The organism is Cellulophaga geojensis KL-A (assembly GCF_000568425.1).
Classification (GTDB): Bacteria; Bacteroidota; Bacteroidia; order Flavobacteriales; family Flavobacteriaceae; genus Cellulophaga; species Cellulophaga lytica.
The window spans coordinates 50187-75458 of sequence record NZ_ARZX01000001.1 but is presented as its reverse complement, the minus strand read 5'-3'; the positions used below and the strand labels follow the sequence as shown (position 1 = coordinate 75458).

Sequence of the window (25272 nt, the reverse complement as noted above, 5' to 3'; positions counted from 1 at the left end):
AATGAGTGTATTAATTAAGCCAATAATTACGGAAAAAATGACCGCTGATAGCGAGTTATATAATCGTTATGGTTTCGTTGTGGATTTAAATGCCAATAAAATCCAGATTAAGGATGCTGTAGAGCAGGCTTATGGGGTTACGGTAAAAGATGTTCGAACAATGATTTACGGACCAAAGCGTAAAACACGTCACACTAAGACAGGTGTGCAGCACGGAAAAACTAATAGTTATAAGAAGGCTATTATTGACGTGGTAGAAGGAGATATAATTGATTTTTATAATAATCTATAAAGACAAAGAATGTCAGTTAGAAAATTAAAACCAATCACTCCAGGACAGCGATTTAGAGTAGTAAACGGATTTGACGCGATTACTACTGATAAGCCGGAGAAAAGTTTACTTGCTCCGTTAAAAAAGTCTGGAGGTAGAAACAGTCAGGGGAAAATGACAATGCGCCAAAAAGGTGGAGGTCATAAGAGAAGGTATCGTGTAGTTGATTTTAAGCGTGACAAACAAGGTGTTGTTGCGACTGTAGAATCTATTCAGTACGATCCAAATAGAACAGCTTTTATTGCATTAGTAGAGTATACTGATGGTGAAAAGAGATATGTTGTTGCTCAAAACGGTTTAGAAGTAGGTCAGAAGATTTCTTCTGGTGAATCTGCTTCGCCAGAGATAGGGAATGCTTTACCATTAAGTGCTATTCCTTTAGGAACAATTATTTCTTGTATAGAACTACGTCCTGGACAAGGAGCTGTAATGGCTAGGAGTGCGGGTACTTTTGCTCAGTTAATGGCAAAGGATGGAAAATTTGTAACTGTTAAGTTGCCATCTGGTGAGACTAGATTAGTTTTAGCGGGTTGTATGGCTACGATAGGAGCGGTATCAAATTCTGATCACCAATTACTTGTATCTGGTAAAGCGGGTAGAAGTAGATGGTTGGGTAGAAGACCAAGAACAAGACCAGTAGCAATGAACCCTGTAGATCATCCAATGGGTGGTGGTGAAGGTAGAGCTTCAGGTGGTCATCCAAGATCAAGAAATGGTATTCCTGCTAAAGGATTTAGAACTCGTTCTAAAACTAAGGATACAAATAGATATATATTAGAACGTAGAAAGAAATAAAATTAGAAAAAAATGGCACGTTCACTAAAGAAAGGACCTTACGTTCATTATAGTTTAGAGAAAAAAGTTCAACAAAATGTTGAGTCGGGTAAAAAAGCGGTTATTAAGACTTGGTCTAGAGCTTCTATGATTACTCCTGATTTTGTTGGTCAAACTATAGCAGTACACAACGGTAGACAATTTGTTCCTGTTTATGTAACAGAGAATATGGTAGGGCATAAATTAGGAGAATTTTCACCAACTAGATCTTTTAGAGGTCATGCTGGTGCGAAGAACAAAGGAAAAAAGTAAGCTATGGGAGTTCGTAAAAAACAGATGGCCGAAAGAATTAAGGCTGAAAAGAAAAAGATTGCTTTTGCAAAGTTGAACAACTGTCCAACTTCGCCAAGAAAAATGCGTCTTGTTGCAGATTTAATTAGAGGTGTACAGGTAGAAAAAGCTTTGGCTATATTAAAGTTTAGTCAAAAAGAAGCTTCAAGAAGAGTAGAAAAGTTATTGCTTTCTGCTATAGCTAACTGGCAGTCTAAAAATGAAGATGCTGATATTGAAGAAGCTGATCTTATTGTTAAAGAAATAAGAGTAGATAGTGGGGCAATGTTAAAAAGGTTAAGACCTGCGCCACAAGGAAGAGCACATAGAATTAGAAAACGTTCTAACCACGTAACATTGGTTTTAGAATCTAACAATAAAACTCAAAGCTAAGACATTACTATGGGACAAAAAACAAATCCAATCGGGAATCGTCTAGGTATCATCAGGGGTTGGGAATCTAACTGGTATGGTGGAAATGATTATGGAGATAAATTAGCAGAGGATGATAAAATACGTAAGTATGTTCATGCTCGTTTAGCAAAAGCTAGTGTTTCTAGGGTTATTATAGAGCGTACTTTAAAGCTTGTAACTGTAACTATTACTACTGCTAGACCTGGAATTATTATCGGTAAAGGTGGGCAGGAAGTAGATAAGTTAAAAGAGGAGCTTAAGAAGATTACTAGTAAAGAAGTTCAGATTAATATTTTTGAAATTAAGAGACCAGAAGTAGATGCAAATCTTGTAGCTGCTAGTGTTGCTCGTCAAATTGAAAATAGAATTTCTTATAGAAGAGCTATAAAAATGGCAATTGCTGCAGCAATGAGAATGAATGCAGAAGGTATAAAAATTCAAATCTCTGGAAGATTAAACGGTGCTGAGATGGCGCGTTCTGAAGCTTACAAAGATGGTAGAATTCCATTGTCTACTTTTAGAGCAGATATAGACTATGCATTAAATGAAGCACATACTACTTATGGTAGATTAGGTATAAAAGTGTGGATTATGAAAGGCGAGGTTTATGGTAAAAGAGAACTTTCTCCATTAGTTGGTATGTCTAAAGGACAGGGCAAAGGTGGAAGAAATGAAGGGCCTAAGAAACAACGTCGTAGAAAGTAATTATTTAAAGAGATAGAGAAATGTTACAACCAAAAAGAACCAAATTTCGTAAAGCGCAGAAAGGCCGTATGAAAGGACTTTCGCAAAGAGGGCATCAGCTTTCTAACGGTATGTTCGGTATAAAATCTTTAGATTCTAAGTTTATTACTTCACGTCAGATAGAGGCGGCTCGTATTGCTGCTACTAGATATATGAAGAGGGAAGGACAGTTATGGATAAAAATATTTCCGGACAAGCCTATTACTAAAAAGCCATTAGAAGTACGTATGGGTAAAGGTAAGGGTGCTCCAGAATATTTTGTTGCTGTTGTGAAACCAGGTAGAATTATGTTTGAGATTGCAGGTGTTCCTATGGACATCGCTAAAGAGGCTTTACGTCTTGCAGCTCAAAAATTACCGGTAAAGACTAAATTTATTGTTGCTAGAGATTATTCAGCTTAATTTATAATTTAAGGAATCATGAAACAATCAGAAGTAAAAGAATTATCAGTTGAAGATTTAAAAAATAAATTAGCTGAGTACAAAAAACAGTATGGCGATTTAAAATTAGCACATTCTGTTACACCTTTGGAGAATCCACTTCAAATCAGAAAGACGAGAAGAACGGTGGCTAGACTAGCAACTGAATTAACTAAAAGGGATAACCAATAATTGGTTCTGCTTTATGGAAAAAAGAAATTTAAGAAAAGAGAGAGTAGGAGTTGTTACTAGCAACAAAATGGAGAAATCAATTGTGGTTTCAGAAGTTAAGCGTGTTAAGCACCCTATGTACGGTAAGTTCGTGTTAAAAACAAAGAAATATGTTGCGCACGACGAAACAAACGATTGCAATATTGGTGATACAGTAAAAATAATGGAGACTCGTCCATTGAGTAGAACTAAGTGTTGGAGATTGGTGGAAATTTTAGAAAGAGCTAAATAATATGTTACAGCAAGAATCTAGACTAAAAGTGGCAGACAATACAGGGGCAAAAGAAGTTTTGACTATACGTGTATTGGGCGGTACAAAAAGAAGATATGCATCTGTTGGAGATAAAATAGTAGTGTCTGTTAAAGATGCTACTCCAAACGGAGGTATCAAAAAAGGTGCTGTTTCAACTGCAGTGGTTGTAAGAACAAAGAAAGAAGTAAGAAGACAAGATGGATCTTACATTCGTTTTGATGATAATGCGTGTGTATTATTAAACCCAACGGGTGAAATGAGAGGTACGCGTGTTTTTGGACCTGTTGCAAGAGAGCTTCGTGATAAGCAATTCATGAAGATTGTTTCATTAGCCCCTGAGGTACTTTAATATTCAGAAAAATGATGAAGTTAAAAATTAAAACAGGAGATACAGTAAGAATTATAGCTGGAGACCATAAAGGTACAGAAGGTAAAGTTGTTAGTGTAGACCGTGAAAAAAATAAGGCAATTGTTGAAGGTGCTAATATGGTATCTAAGCATGAAAAGCCTAGCGCAAACAATCCTCAAGGAGGAATCGTTAAAAAGGAAGCTCCATTACACATTTCTAACCTATCTTTAATTGATCCTAAATCAGGAGAAACTACAAGAGTTGGTTATGAAGTAAGAGATGGTAAGAAAGTGAGATTTTCTAAAAAATCTAATGAAGTAATTTAATTATGACTTACACTCCAAGATTAAAACAAGAATATAAAGAGCGTATTGTTTCATCTCTTACAGAAGAGTTTGAGTACAAAAACGTTATGCAGGTGCCAAAACTTACTAAAATAGTTTTAAGTAGAGGTATTGGTGCTGCAGTTGCAGATAAAAAGCTTATAGATCACGCTATTGATGAGTTAACACTTATCACTGGTCAAAAAGCAGTTTCTACAATGTCTAAAAAAGATGTTGCTTCATTTAAATTACGTAAAGGGATGCCAATTGGTGCTAAAGTTACGTTAAGAGGTGAGAGAATGTATGAGTTTTTAGATAGGTTAATTACAAGTGCGTTGCCACGTGTTAGAGATTTTCAAGGTATTAAGGCTACAGGTTTTGATGGTCGTGGAAACTATAACTTAGGTATTACAGAGCAAATTATATTTCCAGAAATAAACATTGATAAGATTAATAGAATCAATGGTATGGATATTACATTTGTAACTACTGCTGAGACTGATAAAGAAGCTAAATCATTATTAACTCATTTAGGATTACCTTTTAAAAAGAATTAGTATGGCTAAAGAATCAATGAAGGCCCGCGAAAGAAAAAGAGCGGCAACAGTTGCAAAATATGCTGAGAAAAGAAAAGCTTTAAAAGAAGCTGGAGATTATGAAGCATTACAAAAATTACCAAAAAATGCTTCACCTGTTCGTATGCATAACAGATGTAAGTTAACAGGAAGACCAAAAGGTTATATGAGAACTTTTGGTATTTCTAGGGTAACTTTTAGAGAAATGGCTAACAATGGTTTAATCCCAGGGGTTAAAAAAGCAAGTTGGTAAACAATAAACAATCAATATAAATTGGTTTCAGGTTTAACAAAAAAAGTTAAAAACCGTCACCGCAAATTATTTTAAATGGTAACAGATCCTATAGCAGATTATTTAACAAGAGTTAGAAATGCCAGTCGTGCAGGTCACAGAGTGGTAGAGATTCCTGCTTCAAATCTAAAAACAGAAATAACTAAAATATTATTTGATCAAGGATATATTTTAAGTTATAAAGTCATTGAAGACGCAGTACAGGGTACAATTAAAATTGCTTTGAAATACAATAAAGCAACTAAAGAGCCTGTAATTAAAAAAATACAACGAGTAAGTAAGCCAGGTTTACGTAAGTATGCTGGTTCTTCAGACTTGCCAAGAGTACTTAACGGTTTAGGTATCGCTATAGTTTCTACTTCTCATGGAGTTATGACTAGCAAGCAAGCTAAGTTAGAAAAAGTTGGTGGTGAAGTTTTATGCTACGTTTATTAATCTATAAAGAATAAGAATAATGTCTAGAATAGGTAATAATCCAGTAACAATTCCTGAGGGTGTAACCGTAGAGGTTAACGATAATGTAGTTACTATGAAAGGTAAATTGGGTGAATTAACTCAAGAGTTTTCAGGAATTTCAGTAAAAATAGAAGAAGGATCAATCATTGTAACGAGAAATTCAGAACATAAGAGTGATAAAGCTAAGCACGGTTTGTACAGAGCTTTATTTTTTAATATGATTGAAGGGGTTTCTAAAGGTTGGACTAAAGAATTAGAATTGGTTGGTGTAGGTTATAGAGCTAGCCACCAAGGACAAAAATTAGATTTGGCTGTTGGTTTTTCACACAATATAGTTCTGGACATAGCTCCAGAAGTAAAAGTGGAAACAGTTTCTGAGAAAGGAAAGAATCCAATTGTAAAATTAACATCTTTTGACAAGCAATTAGTAGGTCAAGTAGCGGCAAAAATAAGAGCTTTCCGTAAGCCAGAGCCATACAAAGGAAAAGGTATTAAGTTTGTTGGAGAAATATTAAGAAGAAAAGCAGGTAAATCAGCTTAATAATTAGCAATATGGGATTATCAAAGACTGAAAGAAGATACAGAATCAAGAGAAGGATTAGAAAAGTTTCATTTGGAACTGCAACTAGACCAAGATTAGCTGTATTTAGAAGTAATAAAGAAATTTATGCTCAAATTATTGATGATAATGCAGGAACTACTTTAGTTGCTGCTTCATCAAGAGATAAAGAGCTAGATGCAAAAGGAACTAAAATAGAAATAGCAAACCAAGTTGGTAAAGCTATTGCTGAAAAGGCTTTAAAAGCTGGTATAGAGACTATTGCTTTTGATAGAGGTGGAAACTTATACCACGGAAGAATTAAATCATTAGCAGAAGGTGCTAGAGAAGGCGGACTTAAATTCTAATATATTATGTACCAAAAATATAAAAACGTAGAAACAGTTAAACCAGGAGGATTAGATTTAAAAGATCGTCTGGTTGGTGTACAAAGAGTTACTAAGGTAACAAAAGGTGGTAGAGCTTTTGGTTTTTCTGCTATAGTTGTTGTAGGAGATGAAAATGGTGTTGTAGGACACGGTTTAGGAAAATCTAAAGATGTTGCTACTGCTATAGCAAAAGCTGTTGAAGACGCAAAAAAGAATTTAATTAGAATCCCTCTAATCAAAGGAACTATACCTCACGAGCAAAAAGGTAAATTTGGTGGAGCACGTGTATACATTCAGCCTGCATCTCACGGTACAGGTGTGATTGCTGGTGGAGCTTTAAGAGCTGTATTAGAAGCAGTTGGTGTGCATGATGTATTATCAAAATCACAAGGATCTTCTAACCCTCATAACGTAGTAAAAGCAACTTTTGATGCTTTATTACAAATTAGGGATGCAAAAACAATTGCAGATCAAAGAGGAGTATCTTTAGAAAAAGTATTTAAAGGATAAATAGGATACAATGGGAAAGATTAAAGTAAAGCAAGTTAAGAGTAATATTAAACAGACTCAAAGACAGAAAAGAACCTTAGAGGCTCTTGGGCTTAGAAAAATTGGTCAAGTTGTTGAGCATGAGGCTACGCCAAATATCCTTGGTATGGTAAATAAAGTTGAACATTTAGTTTCTACTGAAGAAGCTTAATTATAAATTTATCAAGATGAATTTAAGTAATTTAACACCTGCAGAAGGTGCTGTTAATAAGGCAGGTAAAATCGTAGGTAGAGGACAAGGTTCTGGTAAAGGTGGTACTGCTACTAGAGGGCACAAAGGTGCTAAATCTAGATCTGGTTACTCTAAGAAGATTGGTTTTGAAGGTGGACAGATGCCGTTGCAAAGACGTGTGCCTAAGTTTGGTTTCACAAACATTAATAGAAAAGAATACCAAGGTATTAATCTTGACAAACTACAAGGGTTGGTTGAAAAAGGAGCTATAAAAGATGTAGTTACTTTTGAAACTCTAGTAGAGAATAGATTAGTAAGGAAAAATGATTTGGTTAAGATTTTAGGTGGTGGTGAGTTAAAAGCTTCACTTAAGATTTCTGCTCACAAATTTACTGCATCTGCTAAGCAAGCTATTGAAGCTGCTGGAGGAGAAGCAATAAGTCTTTAATCACTAAACAGAAGATGAAGAAATTTTTTGATACCATATCCAATATTTGGAAAATAGAAGAGTTAAGAAACAGAATAATTATTACGCTTACTTTACTATTAGTATACCGTTTTGGTGCTCAAATTGCACTACCAGGGATAGACTCTCAGGAATTGGGTAATTTACAATCGGGTACAGAACAAGGTATATTTGGTTTATTAAATGCATTTACAGGTGGGGCTTTTGCCAAGGCATCTGTTTTTGCATTGGGTATAATGCCTTATATTTCTGCATCTATTGTAGTGCAATTAATGGGTATAGCTATCCCTTACCTTCAAAAATTACAAAAAGAAGGTGAGAGTGGTAGAAAAACAATTAACCAAATTACAAGATGGTTAACAATTGCTATATGTATAGTACAGGCTCCTGCTTATTTGTTAGGTTTAGGTGCTTTTGGTGTACCAGATAGTGCTTTTGTATTAGGTAAAGGATTAGATTTTATGATCCCAGCCGTAATAATATTAGTAACTGGTACTGTATTTGCAATGTGGTTAGGAGAAAAAATAACTGATAAAGGTATTGGTAATGGTATTTCATTATTAATTATGATTGGTATTATTGCTACAATGCCGCAGGCATTTATGCAAGAAGTTGCTTCTAGAACAGGAGAAAATACTGGTGGTCCAATGTTAATACTTGTAGAAGTTATTTTATGGTTCTTAGTTATATTAGCATCTGTGCTTATAGTTTTGGCAACTCGTCAAATACCTGTTCAGTACGCTAGAAGAACAGCTTCTGGTGGTTATGAGAAAAATATTACTGGATCTAGACAATATATTCCATTAAAATTAAATGCATCTGGTGTAATGCCAATAATATTTGCTCAAGCATTAATGTTTTTGCCTGGTATGATTGGTAAGTATTTTAATACTTCTGCAATAGGTTCATGGTTTGAGGTTAATTTTCAGGATCCCTTTGGATTAGCATATAATTTGTTATTTGCTTTTCTAATTATAATATTCACATATTTTTATACTGCTATCACTGTACCAACAAATAAGATGGCAGATGACTTAAAAAGAAGTGGTGGATTTGTACCAGGAACAAGGCCTGGGAAAGAAACTGCAGATTTTTTAGATAAAATTATGTCATTAATTACGTTACCCGGATCTATTTTCTTAGCTTTGCTGGCTGTTTTACCAGCTATTGTTGTTCAACTGCTAGGAATTCAAGGAAATTGGGCAATGTTTTATGGTGGAACATCACTACTAATTATGGTAGGTGTGGCAATTGATACAGTTCAGCAAGTAAATTCATATTTGTTAAATAGACATTATGATGGCTTAATGAAAAGTGGTAAAAATAGAAAAGTAGCATAAGTTATGGCTAAACAAGCAGCGATAGAGCAAGACGGATCTATAATTGAGGCATTATCAAATGCAATGTTCCGTGTGGAGTTAGAAAACGGACACGTGGTAACAGCGCATATATCTGGAAAGATGAGAATGCATTATATTAAATTATTACCAGGTGATAAGGTTAAATTAGAAATGAGCCCTTATGACTTGACTAAAGCAAGAATTACATATAGATATTAAGATGAAAGTAAGAGCATCAATAAAAAAGAGAAGTGCCGAGTGCAAAATAGTGCGCAGAAAAGGACGGTTGTACGTAATTAATAAAAAGAATCCTAGATTTAAACAAAGACAAGGGTAATTATGGCAAGAATTGCAGGTGTAGATATACCAAAACAGAAAAGAGGAGTTATAGCTTTAACCTATATATTTGGTGTAGGTAGAAGTAGAGCTAAAGAAATTTTAGCTAAAGCCCAAGTTAGTGAAGATACTAAAGTATCAGATTGGAATGATGACGAAATAGGTCGTATTCGTGATGCTGTATCTGAGTTTACAATTGAAGGTGAATTACGTTCAGAAATTCAATTAAGCATTAAGCGTTTAATGGATATCGGATGTTACAGAGGAATTCGTCATAGATCTGGTTTACCTTTAAGAGGTCAAAGAACTAAGAACAACTCTAGAACTAGAAAAGGTAAAAGAAAAACTGTTGCTAATAAGAAAAAAGCAACTAAATAATTAAAAGTCATTAGTATTTAGTAGTTGGATTGAATCTGTTTGAAATGTAATAGTTTAGGATTCTAATACTAACAACTAACAACTAAAAACTAAAATCATATGGCAAAGTCAAATACAAAAACAGCTAAAAAACGTAAAGTTATAGTTGAATCTGTTGGAGAAGCACACGTAACAGCTTCTTTTAACAACATTATTATTTCTTTAACAAACAAAAAAGGAGATGTAATCTCTTGGTCATCTGCCGGTAAAATGGGCTTTAGAGGATCTAAGAAAAATACACCTTATGCTGCACAAGTAGCATCTGAGGACTGTGCAAAAGTTGCACATGAAGCAGGACTAAGAAAAGTTAAAGTATACGTAAAAGGACCTGGAAACGGTAGAGAATCTGCAATACGTGCAATTCACAACTCAGGAATTGAAGTAACTGAAATTATTGATGTTACTCCATTACCACACAACGGTTGTAGACCTCCAAAAAGAAGAAGAGTTTAATTAAATTAATAGCCCTAAGGGCATTTCACAGAAAGTGTAATTACGATTATCGAAGGATAAGCCTTAATTCATAATCTCACTTTCAAAATTTTAGAAAATGGCAAGATATACAGGACCTAAAACTAAGATCGCACGTAAATTCGGAGAAGCGATATTTGGAGAAGATAAGTCTTTTGAGAAAAAGAATTATCCTCCAGGACAACACGGTAACAACAGACGTCGTGGTAAAAAATCTGAATATGCTATCCAATTAATGGAGAAGCAAAAAGCTAAATATTCTTACGGAATTTTAGAAAAACAATTTAGAAACTTATTTGCAAAAGCAAACAGTAGTAAAGGAGTAACTGGTGAAGTTTTACTTCAGTTATGTGAATCTCGTTTAGATAACGTTGTTTACAGAATGGGTATTTCTAACTCAAGAAGAGGGGCAAGACAATTAGTTTCTCACCGTCACATTACTGTAAATGGAGAATTGGTAAACATACCATCTTATTCTTTAAAGCCAGGAGATGTTGTAGGTGTTAGAGAAAAATCTAAATCATTATCTGCTATACAAGATGCATTGGCTGCTAACAGTCGAGTATACGAGTGGATTACTTGGAATTCTGAAAAGAAGGAAGGTACATATGTATCTATTCCAGAAAGAGTTCAGATTCCAGAGAATATCAAGGAACAACTAATCGTCGAGTTATACTCTAAATAAACAACCTAATTCAACTATGGCATTATTAAATTTTCAGAAGCCCGATAAAGTTATAATGATCGATTCTACAGATTTTGAAGGGAAATTTGAATTTCGTCCTTTAGAGCCTGGTTATGGATTGACTGTTGGAAACGCATTAAGAAGAGTATTACTTTCTGCATTAGAAGGTTTTGCAATTACTTCTGTGAGAATGGACAAAGTAGAACATGAGTTCTCTGTTATTCCTGGTGTTGTTGAAGACGTTACAGAAATGATTTTAAACTTAAAACAAGTTCGTTTTAAGAGACAAATAGAAGATGTTGAAGCTGAAACAGTTTCAATTTCTGTAAGTGGTAAAAATCAGTTAACTGCGGGTGATTTTCAGAAATTTATTTCTGGGTACCAAGTATTAAATCCTGATTTAGTAATTTGTAATATGGATGCTAAAGTAAGCATCAATATGGAAATTGTTATTGAAAAAGGAAGAGGATACGTACCAGCAGAAGAGAATAAAAAGCCTGGTGCTGCTATAGGAACTATTCCAATTGATTCTATTTTTACGCCTATTAAAAACGTAAAATATAGTATTGAGAACTATCGTGTAGAACAAAAAACTGATTATGAAAAACTAGTTTTTGAAATCAGTAGCGATGGATCAATAAATCCTAAAGATGCTTTAACTGAAGCTGCAAAGGTTTTAATTCATCACTTCATGTTATTCTCTGATGAGCGTATTACTCTAGAAGCAGATGAAATAGCTCAGACTGAGACTTATGATGAGGAATCATTACACATGCGTCAGTTGCTAAAAACTAAATTAGTAGATATGGATTTATCAGTTCGTGCACTAAATTGTTTAAAAGCAGCAGAAGTAGATACATTAGGAGACTTAGTTTCATTTAACAAAAATGATCTTATGAAGTTTAGAAACTTCGGTAAAAAATCATTAACTGAATTAGAAGAGTTAGTGATTAATAAAGGATTAAGTTTTGGAATGGACTTGTCAAAATATAAATTGGATAAAGATTAATTTTATTTCCATTAAAGGAGATATATAAGATAATACAATGAGACACGGTAAAAAAGTTAATCATTTAGGAAGAAAAGCAGCGCATAGAAAAGCTATGTTAGCAAATATGGCTTGTTCTTTAATTGAGCACAAAAGAATTAACACTACTGTTGCTAAAGCTAAAGCTTTAAAACAATTTGTAGAGCCTTTAATTACTAAATCAAAGGCAGAAAACAATAAATCTGTTGAGAAAGGAACTCACAACAGACGTATAGTTTTTAAAAGCTTAAGAGATAAGTATGCAGTAACAACTTTATTTGGTGAGGTTTCTTCTAAAGTAGGAGACAGACCAGGTGGTTACACAAGGATTATTAAACTTGGTAACAGGTTAGGTGATAATGCTGATATGGCTTTAATAGAGTTAGTAGATTTTAATGAAGTTTACAACGCTGGAAAACCAAAAGAGAAGAAAAAATCTAGAAGAGGTAGAAGCAAAAAGGCTGTAGCGCCTGTAGCAGAAACAAAATCAGATGATTCAGAAGAATAAAATAATGATTTTATTTTTAAATATTCAAAAAAGGATAGGCTTATAGTCTATCCTTTTTTTTATGTTAAATTTGTAAAGTAAAAATAATAAGGATTAAATTTTTATAGGGTGAAATATCAAGCAAGAAAAAAAGCGCTAATTTTATTAGCAGACGGTACAATTTTTCACGGAAAAGCTGTTGGTGATGCAGAAGGTACTGCATTTGGTGAGGTTTGTTTTAATACTGGTATGACAGGGTACCAAGAAATTTTTACAGATCCATCTTATTTTGGACAAATAATGGTAACTACTAATGCACACATTGGTAATTATGGTACAAACGAAGAAGAAGTAGAGTCTAACTCTGTGAAAATCTCAGGTCTTGTTTGTAAAAATTTTAGTTATGATTATTCTAGAGTTGATGCAAATGCTAGTTTGCAAGAATTTTTAAATAACAGTAACCTTTTTGCTATTTCTGATGTAGATACAAGAGCTTTAGTTAGTTATATTAGAGATAATGGTGCAATGAATGCTGTAATTTCTACAGATGTAGATAATATAGAAAGTTTAAAAGAGCAATTGGCAAATGTTCCTAGTATGGAAGGTTTAGAACTTTCTTCTAAAGTATCTACTAAAGAGCCTTATTTTTATGGAGACGAAAATGCTAAATATAAAATTGCAGCTTTAGATATAGGAATAAAGAAAAATATACTTCGTAACCTAGCTAAAAGAGATGCATACATTAAGGTATATCCATACAATGCATCTTATAATGAGTTAAGTTCTTTTAATCCTGATGGTTATTTTATATCTAATGGGCCAGGTGATCCAGAACCACTAACAGACGCTATACAAACAGCTAAAGATATTATAGCAAATAATAACCCATTATTTGGTATATGTTTGGGGCACCAAGTTATTGCTTTGGCTAATGGTGTTTCTACTTATAAAATGCATAATGGTCATAGGGGTATTAACCACCCTGTAATGAATATAACAACAGGTAAAGGAGAAATTACATCTCAAAATCACGGATTTGCTATTAATAGAGAAGAAACAGAGGCTAATGCTGAATTAGAAATTACACACAAACATTTAAATGATAATACCGTAGCAGGTATTAAAATGAAAAATAAGAATGTTTTTTCTGTTCAATATCATCCAGAAGCTAGCCCAGGACCAAATGATTCTAATTATTTGTTTGATAATTTTTTTGAATTAATAAAAAACAGTCAGAACTAAATAATACGATATCGTTTTCGTTTAAATTATAGTTAATTATTGATATAGTTATAGTGTAAAGAACACTGTTAATGCTACACTTTTGTATCTTTACAACTAGATTATATCAACCTAAAAAATAAAAAATTCTATGAGTATTATCATAAATGTGCATGCAAGGCAAATATTAGATTCAAGAGGTAACCCTACAGTAGAAGTAGATGTTTATACAGAAAATGGCGTTTTAGGTAGAGCCGCAGTTCCTTCTGGAGCTTCTACAGGAGAACATGAAGCAGTAGAGCTTAGAGATGGTGGAGATATTTTTATGGGTAAAGGTGTTTCTAATGCCGTTGCTAATGTAAACACTACTATTGCAGAAGAAATTGTTGGAATGTCTGTTTTTGAGCAAAACTTAATAGACCAAACAATGATAGATTTAGATGGTACTCCAAACAAATCTAAATTAGGAGCTAATGCTATTTTAGGTGTTTCTTTGGCTGTTGCAAAAGCTGCTGCTAATGAAATGGGTATGCCTTTATATAGATATGTTGGTGGTGTAAGTGCAAATACTTTGCCAGTACCAATGATGAATATTATAAATGGAGGTTCTCACTCAGATGCACCTATTGCTTTTCAAGAATTTATGGTAATGCCCGTTAAAGCAAAAAGCTTTACGCATGCAATGCAAATGGGTACAGAAATTTTTCATCATTTAAAGAAAGTTTTACATGATAGAGGATTAAGTACAGCAGTTGGTGATGAAGGTGGTTTTGCTCCAAATTTAGCAGGTGGTACAGAAGATGCTTTAGATACAATTGCTAAGGCTGTTTCTAATGCTGGCTATAAATTGGGTGATGAAATTATGATTGCTTTAGATTGTGCTGCTGCAGAATTTTTTGTGGATGGTAAGTATGATTATACTAAGTTTGAAGGAGATAAAGGTGTAGTAAGAACATCTGAAGAGCAAGCACAATACTTAGCAGATTTGTCTGCTAAATACCCAATAATTTCTATAGAAGATGGTATGGATGAGAATGACTGGGATGGCTGGAAGTCTTTAACAGAAAAAGTTGGAGATAAAGTACAGTTGGTTGGTGATGATTTGTTTGTTACAAACGTAGAGCGCTTGTCTAAGGGTATTAAAAATAACATTGCAAACTCTATTTTAATTAAAGTAAACCAAATAGGAACACTTACAGAAACAATTGCAGCTGTAACAATGGCTAAAAATGCAGGCTATACATCTGTAATGTCTCACCGTTCTGGAGAAACTGAAGATAATACAATTGCAGATTTAGCGGTTGCATTAAATACAGGCCAAATTAAAACAGGTTCTGCCTCTAGATCAGATCGTATGGCAAAATACAATCAATTATTACGTATAGAAGAAGAATTAGGTACTGTTGCATATTACCCACAAATGGATGCATTTAAAATAAAATAACTTAACTTTAAAGTTATATAATAAAAAGCCGCTCTTTTTAAGAGCGGCTTTCTTGTTTTTGTTAAATTAATATAATATAAGTAACTTTTTAGGTTGTTTTTATAGTATCTTAATTTACATTATATATTTTTTAAATAATATATGTTATTAAATGTATAAATAGCTGCAACTAATTGATAAACTCTTGTCTTTTTCTTAAATTTACAGTTCGATTAATAATATTAGTAAATTATACCAATGTCAGATAAAGTTACTTTAGAATTTAAGGGAAATAAATATGATTTTCCAATAGTAGAAGGCACAGAGAAAGAACAGGCCATAGATATTAAAACATTACGTTCTGCAACCGGTTTAACTACAATAGATCCAGGATATAAAAATACAGGCTCTTGTGAAAGTGCTATTACATTTTTAGATGGTGAAAAAGGTATTTTAAGGTACCGTGGGTATTCTATTGAAGAGTTAGCTGAAAAAGCAGACTTTTTAGAGGTAGCTTATTTATTAATTTTTGGAGAATTACCTAACACAGATCAGTTAGCTAAATTTCATTCAGATATAAAAAAGGAGTCTCACGTAGATGAGGAGATGAAAAAGATTTTAGATGGCTTTCCAAAGTCTGCACACCCAATGGGCGTGTTATCATCTTTAACAAGTGCTTTAATAGCATTTAACCCATCTTCTGTAAATGTTACTTCAGAAAATGATATGTACCACGCAATAGTAAGAATTTTAGCTAAATTCCCTGTTTTAGTTGCTTGGACATTAAGAAAGAAAAAAGGTCTTCCGTTAGATTATGGAGATGATTCTTTAGGTTATGTAGAAAACATTCATAAAATGATGTTTAAAAGACCTAGTGAAGATTACAAGTCTAATAAAATTGTTATAGATGCATTAGACAAGCTATTAATTTTACACGCAGATCACGAGCAAAACTGTTCTACATCTACTGTAAGAATTGTAGGTTCTTCTCACGCAGGCTTATTTGCGTCATTATCTGCAGGTATTTCTGCTCTTTGGGGACCATTACACGGTGGTGCTAACCAAGCTGTATTAGAAATGTTAGAAGCTATTGAAGCAGATGGTGGAGACACTAAAAAATATATGGCTAAAGCTAAAGATAAAAATGATCCGTTTAGGTTAATGGGCTTTGGACACAGAGTTTATAAAAACTTTGACCCTAGAGCTAAGATTATTAAAGTAGCAGCAGATGAAGTTTTAAATGATTTAGGTATTGATGATCCAATTTTAGATATTGCTAAAGGATTAGAAAAAGAAGCTTTAGAAGATCCTTACTTTGTAGACCGTAAATTATACCCTAATGTAGATTTCTACTCAGGAATTATTTACAGAGCTTTAGGTATACCTACAGAAATGTTTACAGTAATGTTTGCTTTAGGTAGATTACCAGGCTGGATTGCTCAATGGAGAGAAATGAGATTAAATAATGAGCCAATTGGTAGACCAAGACAGGTTTATGTTGGTGAAAATCATAGATCTTTTGTAGATGTAAACAAAAGATAGTCTATTACAATATATACAATAAATAAAAGCCTTTTTGTTAATTCAAAAAGGCTTTTATTATTTTAGGGATTCTTATTTTTATTTAGAAAAATTCGTTTCATATTTGCATAAAAATTAGTTTATGCGTCGAATAAATGTGAAAAACGAAACTTCTAGGTTAAAAACTGTTGTATTAGGTACAGCACAAAGTTGCGGGCCAACTCCAACAGCAGAGGAAGCTTATGATCCTAAGTCTTTAGAGCATATTTTAGCAGGTACATATCCAAAGGAAGAAGATATGATAGCAGAAATGAATGCTTTTGAGGCTGTTCTTAAAAAATACAATGTAGAAGTATTAAGGCCTAAACTACTTAAAGATTGTAACCAGATTTTTTCTAGAGATATTGCTTTTGTTATAGACGATGTTTTTTTTAGAGCCAATATATTACCAGACAGGGAAGAGGAGTATTTGGCTATACAACACATTGTAGATCAAATTAACCCAGAAAAGGTTGTAGAGCTTCCTGAGGAAGCACATATAGAAGGTGGTGATGTTATGCCATGGAACAATCATATTTTTATTGGTACTTATACAGCAGAAAATTACTCGCACCACATAACTGCCAGAACAAATAAGTTAGCAGTAGAACAGATTACTAAACTTTTTCCTAATAAAACAGTGAAATCTTTTGAGTTGCGCAAATCTACAAACGCAAAAGAAAATGCATTGCATTTAGATTGTTGTTTTCAACCATTAGGAAAAAATAAAGCAATACTTCATAAAAACGGTTTTTTAGTAGAAGAAGAATACCAATGGTTAGTTAACTTTTTTGGAAAAGAAAATATTTTTGAAATTACTAGTGATGAAATGTATCAAATGTTTAGTAATGTATTTTCTATATCAGAGGAAGTAATTGTATCAGAAAAAAACTTTACAAGATTAAATAATTGGTTAAGAGAGCAAGGATTTACGGTTGAAGAAATTCCGTATGCAGAAATATCTAAACAAGAAGGGTTATTGCGTTGCAGTACTTTACCACTTTTAAGAGAATAATATAAATAATAGTACTATGCAGGTTACAAATACAATTTTAATGATTAGACCAGTTGGTTTTCGTAAAAACGAACAAACAGCTGTAAATAATTATTTTCAAGAAGATCTTGACATTAAAAATGCAGAAATAAATGCAAAAGCTCAAGAAGAGTTTGATGCTTTTGTGAATGCTTTACAGGCAAAAGGAGTAAATGTTGTTGTTGTAAATGATACAAAGCAACCAGATACACCAGATTCTATTTTCCCTAACAATTGGATATCTTTTCATAGCAACGGTGCTGTTGGCTTGTATCCTATGTTTGCAGAAAACAGAAGAAATGAACGTAGAGAAGATATTTTAGATATTTTAGAAGAAAAGGGATTTAATATAGACCACACTATAGATTACACTAGTGCAGAGGAAGAAAAGTTATATTTAGAAGGCACAGGTAGTATTTTATTAGATAGGGTAAATAAAAAAGCATACTGTGCATTATCTGTAAGAGCAGATGAAGATTTATTTATAGAGTTTTGTGAAGATTTTGAGTATACACCAGTTGTTTTTACTGCAAACCAAACAGTAGGTGGTAAACGCTTGCCTATTTACCATACCAATGTAATGATGTGCCTGGCAGAAGATTTTTCTGTAATTTGTTTAGATACTATAGACGATAAAAAAGAGCGTAAAAATGTAGTTAAACATTTAAAAGAAGATGGTAAAGAGGTAATTGCTATTACAGAAAAACAAATGCATTCCTTTGCAGGTAATATGCTTCAGGTTTTAGGTAAAGACAATAAACGTTATTTGGTAATGAGCTCTGCAGCATATAATAGCTTAACAAAAGCTCAAATTTCTATCATAGAAAAAACATCAGAAATTATACACAGTTCTTTAGAAACTATAGAAACTTGTGGTGGTGGTAGCGCAAGATGTATGATGGCAGAAGTATTTTTACCAAAAACAAACTAAAATCTATCTTTAAAAAAAAGATAAAAGCCGTAATTTTACAGGCTTAAATACAATTTATAATGAATATCCAAGAAGTGTTAACGCAAAAGGTAAAAGAAGCAGTTTTAGCTATTTATAAAATAGAGCTGCCAACAGTAGAATTTCAGCCAACAAGAAAAGATTTTGAAGGCGATATAACTGTGGTTGTTTTTCCTATTTTGCGCTTTGTTAAAGGTAACCCTGCACAAATTGGAGAGCAAATAGGTGTGTATTTAAAAGATAATGTAGCCGAAGTAGAAAATTTTAATGTTGTTAAAGGTTTTTTAAATATTGTAATTAGCGATGCTTTTTATGTAAACTTTTTTAATGGTATTAAAAACACAGAAAATTATGGGTTTGTAACAGAATCTGAAGATGCTGTTATGGTAGAGTACTCTTCTCCTAATACTAATAAACCACTACATTTAGGACATATTAGAAACAATTTATTAGGTTACTCTGTTGCAGAGGTTTTAAAAGCATCTGGTAAAAAAGTATATAAAACTCAAATTATTAACGATCGTGGTATACATATTTGTAAAAGTATGTTAGCCTGGAAACTTTTTGGTAACGGAGAAACTCCAGAAAGTACAGGCATTAAAGGCGATAAATTAGTTGGTAATTACTACGTTAGGTTTGATAAAGAGTATAAAGCACAAATAGCAGAATTAGTAGCTAAAGGTACAGATGCTAAAGAGGCAGAAAAACAAGCACCTATTTTATTAGAAGCACAAGAAATGCTACGTAAATGGGAAGCAGGTGATAAAGAAGTTGTTGCCTTGTGGAAAACAATGAACCAATGGGTTTATAATGGCTTTGAGGTAACGTATAAAAATTTAGGCGTAGATTTTGACACCTATTATTACGAGAGTGATACCTACCTTTTAGGAAAAGATATTGTAGATGAAGGTTTAGAAAAAGGTGTTTTTTACAGAAAAGAAGATGGTAGTGTTTGGATAGATTTGTCTGATGAAGGTTTAGATGAAAAAATTGTATTACGTGCCGATGGTACTGCGGTTTATATGACCCAAGATATAGGTACAGCCATACAACGTACAAAAGATTATCCAGATGTAAATGGTATGGTTTATACTGTTGGTAATGAGCAAGATTACCATTTTAACGTGCTATTTTTAATACTTAAAAAATTAGGTTTTTCATGGGCAGAACAATTGTACCATTTAAGTTATGGTATGGTAGATTTACCTAGCGGAAAAATGAAGAGTAGAGAAGGCACTGTTGTAGATGCAGATGATTTAATGAAAGATATGACAGCTACAGCAGCTAGTATTTCTGAAGAATTAGGTAAATTAGACGGGTATACAGATAAAGAAAAAGAAGAGCTTTATAGAATAATTGGTTTGGGAGCTTTAAAATATTACATACTAAAAGTAGACCCTAAAAAACGTATTTTATTTAACCCTGAAGAATCTGTGGAGTTCCAAGGTAACACAGGGCCGTTTATACAATATACATATGCCAGAATACAGTCTATCTTAAGAAAATCAGATTTTGATTATACGGCTTCTGTAACTGCTAATGATTTACATGAAAAAGAAAAGGAGCTTTTAAAGCAAATACAAGTTTTTCCTTCTGTGGTACAAAATGCAGCTCAAAACTATAGTCCTGCTTTAGTAGCAAATTATACGTACGACTTGGTTAAGGAATTTAACTCTTTTTACCAAAATGTGCCAATTTTGCCAGAAGAAGACTTGCAAAAGAAAATATTTAGAGTACAATTGTCTAAAAAAGTAGGAGAAGTAATTAAGTCTGCGTTTACTTTATTAGGCATAGAGGTTCCAAACCGCATGTAATTTTTATAAACAAATTTAATGGGTGATGATTTAGGGGTTAGTATTTTTGGTATTACTGCTTTACTAGCAATTTTAGGCTACTTTATTTATATTCTTTACTATATAGCAGATTTATACTTTTTTACTCCTTCTAAAGAGAATATTAAGCTATCTGCAGCAGATGAACATTTAATAATTAAAAATTTGCCTGCGTATTCTTTGTTGTCTTCTAAGCACAAACAAAAGTTTAAAAACAGAGTATCTAGATTTAGAGCTAATAAAACATTTATATTTTCAGAACAAAGTTCTAAGGATGAAGAAATAAAGCTGCTATTGTCTGCAACGGCAGCTTTTTTAATGTTAGGTTTTAAAGATTATAGAATATCTACAATAAAAAAAATACTTATTTACCCTTCTGCATACTTTTCTACAATTACAAAACAAAATCATTTAGGAGAGTATAATCCGCAATTAAAAACATTGGTTTTTTCTGCCGAACACGTATTAAGTGGTTTTGAAAATGCTACAGATAACCTAAATTTAGGAGTGCATGAGTTTGCCCACGCATTAGCTTTTCACTTTAAAAAAGATTTAAAATACACAGCTGTTAAGTTTAGAAACGGATTAGCAAAAATGGAAAAATTGCTGCATGATAAGGAATTTTTAAAACGAGTAGAAAGTACTCAGTATTTTAGACCTTATGCAACTACAAATATTCATGAATTTTTTGCTGTTGCCTTGGAAAATTACGTAGAGACTCCATCAGATTTTGTAGCCACTTTTCCGGAGTTGTATAAAATAATTACGCGTATGCTTAACTTTGAAGAGTTTAGTTTTCATAACAAACTTTAAAAATTTATTCTAAAACTTGCATTTGGTGTTATACCTAATGATACACTTTCTACAGTTTCAATTTCGTTGTCATTAGTAACTCTGTAATATCTATTTAATATATTTTCTTTGTTTAATATGTTTAGTATAGATGTGCCCAATGTGGCTTTATATTTTTTGCTTATTTTAAAGTTGTAGAGTGCAGATATGTCTGCTCTAACATAATTTGGCAATCTACTACTGTTTGGATCTTTGTAATTTATTTTTGCAGGAAAACTAAATAAATCTAACGCATTATTGCCTTCTTCTGGTTCTGTATAGGGTTTTCCAGAGTTGTAATTTACGCCAACACCAATTTTAAAATTTTTGTAATTGTAATTTGCGGCAAAAGTAATAGTGTGTCTAATGTCTAAATTATTAGGAAATGTATTTGGTGTAATATCTTTAAAAACATAATTGTTTAAGTTGTATGTGTAGCTTAACCAGGTACTATAATTATTGTTTTTTTTGTTAATTAAAAACTCAATGCCTTTAATGTTGTATTTTCCTATTTCGCCATTAAATTGATCTTGGTTTTGGAACCCCTGTGTAAGTGTACTTATTCCTTTTACATTTTTATAAAAGCCTTCAATACCAATATAAATGCTATTTTTTTCATAATTAAACCCAACAGATAATTGTTTGCTTGTGGTTATAGGTAACTCATCTTCATCAGCTAAAATCCACCTTCTTTTCTCTACACCTAAAAAGTTTTGTTCTAAATCTATAATTTGGTTGGTGGTCTGACTTTTAAATTCTCCTAACAGAGATGCGTTAAAATTTGTGGCAACATTGTAGTTTATGTTTAAACGAGGTTCTACTATCCAACGTTTAAAAGTATTAATATTTTCAATGTAATTTACACGAGCCCCAGCTCTTGCTTTTAGCTTAATAGTTTGGTAGTCAATTTCAGAAAAAATAGAGTGAGCTCTAATTACACCTTTTATGTTTTTTTTATAAGGAGGTTGTGTTACATTGGTAAAATTAATAATACCTGTTTCTATAAGTTGATAGCCATTTATTAGCTTTATATTATCTGTTAGCTGGTATTTAGTATTTACTTTTAACCCGTTTTCTAAAACCTTATTAGTTTGCTGTAATTGTTGCTCTTGATTGTTTGCTACTTCATTAGCATTTAAATTGTAAGAGGTGCGGTAGGCATTTATTTTGGTTGAAAATTTATTGGTCCACTTACTTTCTAAGCTACCACCAAAAGAGGTGTTTTTTTGATCTAAATTGCTAAAGTTACTTTCGTTATTTGCGTTAGTCTCTTCATAATTTAAAACGTTGTTCATATAAATAAAGCTAAAGCGCAATTTATGTTTGTTAGTGATATCATATAGGGCCTTTGCTGTAAAATCATAAAAATAGAAATCTTCTCTTCTTGTAATTTCTGTATCTCGGTCATTATTTTCTATATCACTGTCTTGAAAAGTCTTATCAAAATACCTGTTGTAGGTTGGCGAGTTTAAAAAATCTGTTATAGATCTTCTGGCAGAAAACTGTAAAGCTCCTTTGTTAGTAATAGGTACTTGTGTGTATGCGTCTGCACTAATCATGTTAAAACCTGCGCCAAAAAAAGAATCGTTTACATTGTTGTTGGTTCGCATATCTATAACACTACTAATACCGTCTCCATATTGCGGACTGGTGCCGTTTTTAGTTATTGTTACGCTATTGGTTAGGTAAGGGTTAAAAGCAGATATTAACCCAAAAAAATGCCCAGACTGGTACATTTTTATGTCTTCCCAAAGCACAAGGTTTTGGTCGTTAGTACCACCACGCACATTAATATCAGACACAGTTTCATTGCTACTTTTAATTCCGGGTAATGCTTGTACTGTTTGTAGCACATCTGGCTCTATAAGTCCAGGTAATATTCCAAAATCTGAAGTATTTAAAATTACACTACCATCTTTAGATTTACGTAAACCAGTAGTTAAAAACTTAGAAATTACTACCTCTTTTAATTGTACATAATGTTGTTTAAGTAAAAAGGTATTTACTGGTTTATTTTTATTAAGTTCTGTAGCATTAAAATGCATAGTCTTGTACCCAATAAAACGTACTTTAATTATAGCATCTTTGGGTATATTGTTTAATGTAAAGTACCCGGTAGAGTCTGTAACTGTAGCAATATTTTGTTCTAAAACTTCTACGGTAGCACCATTTATAGTGTTTTGCTCAAAATTATCTAAAAATTTTGCGTGTATACTTATGGTATTCTCTTTAGAAAAAGCATAATACCGTTGACTTAATTTAGTTAAGGTTAAAGAAGTTTTTTTAGCTATATAATTTAAAATACTTTCTAAGTTATTATCTGTGCTTGGTGTAATTGTTAATGTATCTGTGTCTTTATTAGCAAAAGATATTCTAATATTAAATTGCTCCTCTAACTGTTGTAAGTAAGTTGTTAAAGGTAGCGTACTACTGCTTTCTTGCGCATTAGCTACACAACTAATGGCAAAAAAAAAGCAATAAAAAATAACTTTTAAATACTTATTTTTCAGCATAAAACAACACCTTATTCTCCTCTAATGTATAACTAATTTTAGAAGGTATACTAATACTCTTTAACGCAAGATCTAAATCCTTGTTGTTAAAAGAGCCTGTATAAAGTTGTTTTGTGTTTACGTTTTTTGTGTTTACAGTTAAATTAAATTGTCTTTGTAATTCATTAAAAACAAACTCTAAAGGTATGCTTTTAAAAGTGCTTTCATTTAAAGTCCAAGACGGTACCAGTGTTTTTACGTGACTAAGCGGTGCAACATTACCGTTAATAACCATAAAAGATGTGCCACCAGGAACCTTGTAGTCTTTACCATTGTAGTTTACATTTACAAGCCCCTCATAGCAAGTAACCTCAAAAAAGTTTGCTCTAGTTTCTACATTAAATTGCGTGCCCAAAACACTAATTACACCTTGGTTTGTAGTTACAGTAAACTTTTCTCCTTTTGCAACTTTAAAAAAAGCTTCGCCTTCTAAAGATACATCTCTTTTTTGGTCCCACTTATTTTTATTGTACGCAATTTTAGACTCTGCGTTTAGTTTAACTTCAGAGTTATCAGGTAAAATAAGTTCGTTATTTTGTGCATAATCTGTACTAACTGTTTGTTCTAAAGTTGTAGTATAAAAATAACCTAAGCCAAATAGTAGTATAACAGCAGCGGCAATACTAATGTATTTTTTAAACGGGTTTAATTTAATAACCTTGGTTTGTTTATTTGTATTGCGTTTTTTATTAATAGCCTGTAAAGCCTTTTCTTGGTCAAATTCTGGTGCCTTTAGCTTACTAGAAGCTGTAATAATTTTTTGGTAAGATGCGTATTCTTCGGTTTTTTTAAACTGAATAATTTCTTCTTCTGTTAACTCGTTATTTAGCCATTTGGCTAGGTAATTCTCTTGCATAACTTTTGCTTTACGTAGGTATAACAATCAATAAGTAAAAAACCCTACTTTATATTTTATTTTTTATCAATCTATATAATTTGGCATCAATGTATTAAATGCCATCTATGTGTTCTCTAAGAGATTTTAGCGCTAAATGCATTCTTTTTTCTATTGCTTTTACACTTACACCTTCTAACTCTGCAATTTCTGCATATTTCTTTTTATCTATTCTATTAAGTAAAAAAGTAGTACGCTGGTTTTCTGGTAAATTTGCCAGTGCTCTGTCTAATTTTTCTTGAAACTGTTTTTCTTCAAGCAAAAACTCTGGTGTTTCATTAGACACATCTGTGTTTAAGTGTGCATATTTTAAGCGTACTTTATCTGCCTTAATCATATTTAAATATAAATTATTGGCAATAGTATAAACATAAGATTTTGCTTTTGTGGGTACAACTTTAGCACAATTTTCCCATAGTTTTACAAAAGCTTCTTGTACGGCGTCATATGCTTTTTCTTCGTTACCAAACTTATAATATATATAGTTAAACACCGTTTTAGAGTTGGTGGTAAAGAGGTGGTTATATACTTTCTCTTCGCAAACATTGTTGTGGTTGTCTATGTTCAAAACTTGTTTTTTTATTTTTCCAAAGGTATTTTAAAAAAAT

General features: G+C 32.5%; 36 protein-coding genes. 33 read left to right on the top strand and 3 right to left on the bottom strand.

Annotated features, from left to right (window positions below):
* The first annotated feature begins 1 nt into the window (after window position 1).
* From rplW to KLA_RS00285, 33 genes are all read left to right on the top strand, one after another.
* Entirely contained in the window at window positions 2-292 is a 291-nt protein-coding gene (gene rplW / locus KLA_RS00440; RefSeq protein ID WP_013621714.1) for a 50S ribosomal protein L23, read from the top strand.
* A 9-nt stretch (window positions 293-301) separates the two neighbouring features.
* Window positions 302-1126, top strand: coding sequence for a 50S ribosomal protein L2 (gene rplB, locus KLA_RS00435; protein WP_013621715.1), 825 nt, complete (start codon window positions 302-304; stop codon window positions 1124-1126).
* Window positions 1127-1138: 12 nt separating this feature from the next.
* Window positions 1139-1417, top strand: a complete 279-nt coding sequence (gene rpsS, locus KLA_RS00430) for a 30S ribosomal protein S19 (protein ID WP_013621716.1) — start codon at window positions 1139-1141, stop codon at window positions 1415-1417.
* A 3-nt stretch (window positions 1418-1420) separates the two neighbouring features.
* Window positions 1421-1828, top strand: a complete 408-nt coding sequence (gene rplV / locus KLA_RS00425) for a 50S ribosomal protein L22 (protein WP_013621717.1) — start codon at window positions 1421-1423, stop codon at window positions 1826-1828.
* Window positions 1829-1837: 9 nt separating this feature from the next.
* The gene (gene rpsC / locus KLA_RS00420) at window positions 1838-2554 is read left to right on the top strand and encodes a 30S ribosomal protein S3 (protein ID WP_013621718.1); all 717 of its coding nucleotides are present in this window, start codon (window positions 1838-1840) and stop codon (window positions 2552-2554) included.
* Between the two features lie 20 nt (window positions 2555-2574).
* The gene (gene rplP, locus KLA_RS00415) at window positions 2575-2994 is read left to right on the top strand and encodes a 50S ribosomal protein L16 (RefSeq protein ID WP_013621719.1); all 420 of its coding nucleotides are present in this window, start codon (window positions 2575-2577) and stop codon (window positions 2992-2994) included.
* Window positions 2995-3012: 18 nt separating this feature from the next.
* Window positions 3013-3204 carry a 50S ribosomal protein L29 gene (rpmC, locus tag KLA_RS00410; protein ID WP_013621720.1) on the top strand — a complete coding sequence of 64 codons (192 nt, stop codon included), beginning with the start codon at window positions 3013-3015 and terminating at the stop codon, window positions 3202-3204.
* Window positions 3205-3217: 13 nt separating this feature from the next.
* On the top strand, window positions 3218-3475 hold the full coding sequence (rpsQ, locus tag KLA_RS00405; RefSeq protein ID WP_013621721.1) for a 30S ribosomal protein S17: 258 nt from the start codon (window positions 3218-3220) through the stop codon (window positions 3473-3475).
* A 1-nt stretch (window position 3476) separates the two neighbouring features.
* Window positions 3477-3845, top strand: a complete 369-nt coding sequence (gene rplN, locus KLA_RS00400) for a 50S ribosomal protein L14 (protein WP_034642780.1) — start codon at window positions 3477-3479, stop codon at window positions 3843-3845.
* Between the two features lie 11 nt (window positions 3846-3856).
* The gene (rplX, locus tag KLA_RS00395) at window positions 3857-4171 is read left to right on the top strand and encodes a 50S ribosomal protein L24 (protein ID WP_013621723.1); all 315 of its coding nucleotides are present in this window, start codon (window positions 3857-3859) and stop codon (window positions 4169-4171) included.
* Between the two features lie 2 nt (window positions 4172-4173).
* A complete protein-coding gene (gene rplE / locus KLA_RS00390) occupies window positions 4174-4725 on the top strand; it encodes a 50S ribosomal protein L5 (RefSeq protein WP_013621724.1) in 552 nt (183 codons plus the stop codon).
* Between the two features lies 1 nt (window position 4726).
* On the top strand, window positions 4727-4996 hold the full coding sequence (gene rpsN / locus KLA_RS00385; protein ID WP_013621725.1) for a 30S ribosomal protein S14: 270 nt from the start codon (window positions 4727-4729) through the stop codon (window positions 4994-4996).
* Window positions 4997-5071: 75 nt separating this feature from the next.
* Window positions 5072-5470, top strand: a complete 399-nt coding sequence (gene rpsH / locus KLA_RS00380; protein WP_013621726.1) for a 30S ribosomal protein S8 — start codon at window positions 5072-5074, stop codon at window positions 5468-5470.
* Window positions 5471-5489: 19 nt separating this feature from the next.
* Window positions 5490-6032, top strand: a complete 543-nt coding sequence (gene rplF / locus KLA_RS00375) for a 50S ribosomal protein L6 (protein ID WP_013621727.1) — start codon at window positions 5490-5492, stop codon at window positions 6030-6032.
* Window positions 6033-6043: 11 nt separating this feature from the next.
* The gene (rplR, locus tag KLA_RS00370; RefSeq protein ID WP_013621728.1) at window positions 6044-6397 is read left to right on the top strand and encodes a 50S ribosomal protein L18; all 354 of its coding nucleotides are present in this window, start codon (window positions 6044-6046) and stop codon (window positions 6395-6397) included.
* A 6-nt stretch (window positions 6398-6403) separates the two neighbouring features.
* Window positions 6404-6928, top strand: coding sequence for a 30S ribosomal protein S5 (gene rpsE / locus KLA_RS00365; RefSeq protein WP_013621729.1), 525 nt, complete (start codon window positions 6404-6406; stop codon window positions 6926-6928).
* Between the two features lie 10 nt (window positions 6929-6938).
* Window positions 6939-7118: a 50S ribosomal protein L30 gene (gene rpmD, locus KLA_RS00360; RefSeq protein ID WP_013621730.1), complete on the top strand. Its 180-nt coding sequence runs from the start codon at window positions 6939-6941 to the stop codon at window positions 7116-7118.
* Window positions 7119-7134: 16 nt separating this feature from the next.
* Entirely contained in the window at window positions 7135-7587 is a 453-nt protein-coding gene (gene rplO / locus KLA_RS00355; RefSeq protein ID WP_013621731.1) for a 50S ribosomal protein L15, read from the top strand.
* A gap of 14 nt (window positions 7588-7601) precedes the next feature.
* A complete protein-coding gene (secY, locus tag KLA_RS00350; RefSeq protein WP_013621732.1) occupies window positions 7602-8945 on the top strand; it encodes a preprotein translocase subunit SecY in 1344 nt (447 codons plus the stop codon).
* Window positions 8946-8948: 3 nt separating this feature from the next.
* Window positions 8949-9164 carry a translation initiation factor IF-1 gene (gene infA, locus KLA_RS00345; protein WP_013305172.1) on the top strand — a complete coding sequence of 72 codons (216 nt, stop codon included), beginning with the start codon at window positions 8949-8951 and terminating at the stop codon, window positions 9162-9164.
* A 1-nt stretch (window position 9165) separates the two neighbouring features.
* Complete coding sequence (gene ykgO / locus KLA_RS17780; protein WP_013621733.1) at window positions 9166-9282, top strand: type B 50S ribosomal protein L36; 117 nt, start codon at window positions 9166-9168, stop codon at window positions 9280-9282.
* Window positions 9283-9284: 2 nt separating this feature from the next.
* Window positions 9285-9659 (top strand): 30S ribosomal protein S13, encoded by a 375-nt coding sequence (gene rpsM / locus KLA_RS00340; RefSeq protein WP_013621734.1) that lies wholly within the window; start codon window positions 9285-9287, stop codon window positions 9657-9659.
* Window positions 9660-9758: 99 nt separating this feature from the next.
* Window positions 9759-10151, top strand: coding sequence for a 30S ribosomal protein S11 (gene rpsK / locus KLA_RS00335; RefSeq protein ID WP_013621735.1), 393 nt, complete (start codon window positions 9759-9761; stop codon window positions 10149-10151).
* 97 nt (window positions 10152-10248) lie between these two features.
* The gene (gene rpsD / locus KLA_RS00330) at window positions 10249-10854 is read left to right on the top strand and encodes a 30S ribosomal protein S4 (protein WP_013621736.1); all 606 of its coding nucleotides are present in this window, start codon (window positions 10249-10251) and stop codon (window positions 10852-10854) included.
* Window positions 10855-10870: 16 nt separating this feature from the next.
* On the top strand, window positions 10871-11863 hold the full coding sequence (locus KLA_RS00325) for a DNA-directed RNA polymerase subunit alpha (protein ID WP_013621737.1): 993 nt from the start codon (window positions 10871-10873) through the stop codon (window positions 11861-11863).
* Window positions 11864-11900: 37 nt separating this feature from the next.
* Complete coding sequence (gene rplQ, locus KLA_RS00320; RefSeq protein ID WP_013621738.1) at window positions 11901-12389, top strand: 50S ribosomal protein L17; 489 nt, start codon at window positions 11901-11903, stop codon at window positions 12387-12389.
* A 108-nt stretch (window positions 12390-12497) separates the two neighbouring features.
* Window positions 12498-13610, top strand: a complete 1113-nt coding sequence (carA, locus tag KLA_RS00315) for a glutamine-hydrolyzing carbamoyl-phosphate synthase small subunit (protein WP_034642773.1) — start codon at window positions 12498-12500, stop codon at window positions 13608-13610.
* Between the two features lie 130 nt (window positions 13611-13740).
* The gene (gene eno, locus KLA_RS00310; protein WP_034642771.1) at window positions 13741-15033 is read left to right on the top strand and encodes a phosphopyruvate hydratase; all 1293 of its coding nucleotides are present in this window, start codon (window positions 13741-13743) and stop codon (window positions 15031-15033) included.
* A gap of 237 nt (window positions 15034-15270) precedes the next feature.
* The gene (locus tag KLA_RS00305) at window positions 15271-16554 is read left to right on the top strand and encodes a citrate synthase (protein ID WP_013621741.1); all 1284 of its coding nucleotides are present in this window, start codon (window positions 15271-15273) and stop codon (window positions 16552-16554) included.
* Window positions 16555-16675: 121 nt separating this feature from the next.
* Complete coding sequence (locus tag KLA_RS00300; RefSeq protein ID WP_034642768.1) at window positions 16676-17587, top strand: dimethylarginine dimethylaminohydrolase family protein; 912 nt, start codon at window positions 16676-16678, stop codon at window positions 17585-17587.
* Window positions 17588-17603: 16 nt separating this feature from the next.
* Window positions 17604-18536 (top strand): citrulline utilization hydrolase CtlX, encoded by a 933-nt coding sequence (ctlX, locus tag KLA_RS00295; RefSeq protein WP_034642765.1) that lies wholly within the window; start codon window positions 17604-17606, stop codon window positions 18534-18536.
* A gap of 59 nt (window positions 18537-18595) precedes the next feature.
* On the top strand, window positions 18596-20368 hold the full coding sequence (argS, locus tag KLA_RS00290) for an arginine--tRNA ligase (protein WP_034642762.1): 1773 nt from the start codon (window positions 18596-18598) through the stop codon (window positions 20366-20368).
* A gap of 18 nt (window positions 20369-20386) precedes the next feature.
* Window positions 20387-21199, top strand: a complete 813-nt coding sequence (locus KLA_RS00285) for a zinc-dependent peptidase (protein WP_051456014.1) — start codon at window positions 20387-20389, stop codon at window positions 21197-21199.
* On the opposite strand, the gene KLA_RS00280 is transcribed toward KLA_RS00285, so the two are convergent.
* The 3 genes from KLA_RS00280 to KLA_RS00270 form a co-directional block, all read right to left on the bottom strand.
* Window positions 21196-23730 (bottom strand): carboxypeptidase-like regulatory domain-containing protein, encoded by a 2535-nt coding sequence (locus KLA_RS00280; RefSeq protein ID WP_034642759.1) that lies wholly within the window; start codon window positions 23728-23730, stop codon window positions 21196-21198. The genes KLA_RS00285 and KLA_RS00280 overlap by 4 nt on opposite strands.
* Window positions 23717-24625: a FecR family protein gene (locus KLA_RS00275; protein ID WP_034643309.1), complete on the bottom strand. Its 909-nt coding sequence runs from the start codon at window positions 24623-24625 to the stop codon at window positions 23717-23719. Before KLA_RS00275 ends, KLA_RS00280 begins: the two co-directional genes overlap by 14 nt.
* Window positions 24626-24719: 94 nt before the next feature.
* A complete protein-coding gene (locus tag KLA_RS00270) occupies window positions 24720-25232 on the bottom strand; it encodes an RNA polymerase sigma factor (RefSeq protein ID WP_013621748.1) in 513 nt (170 codons plus the stop codon).
* Between the last annotated feature and the right edge of the window lie 40 nt (window positions 25233-25272).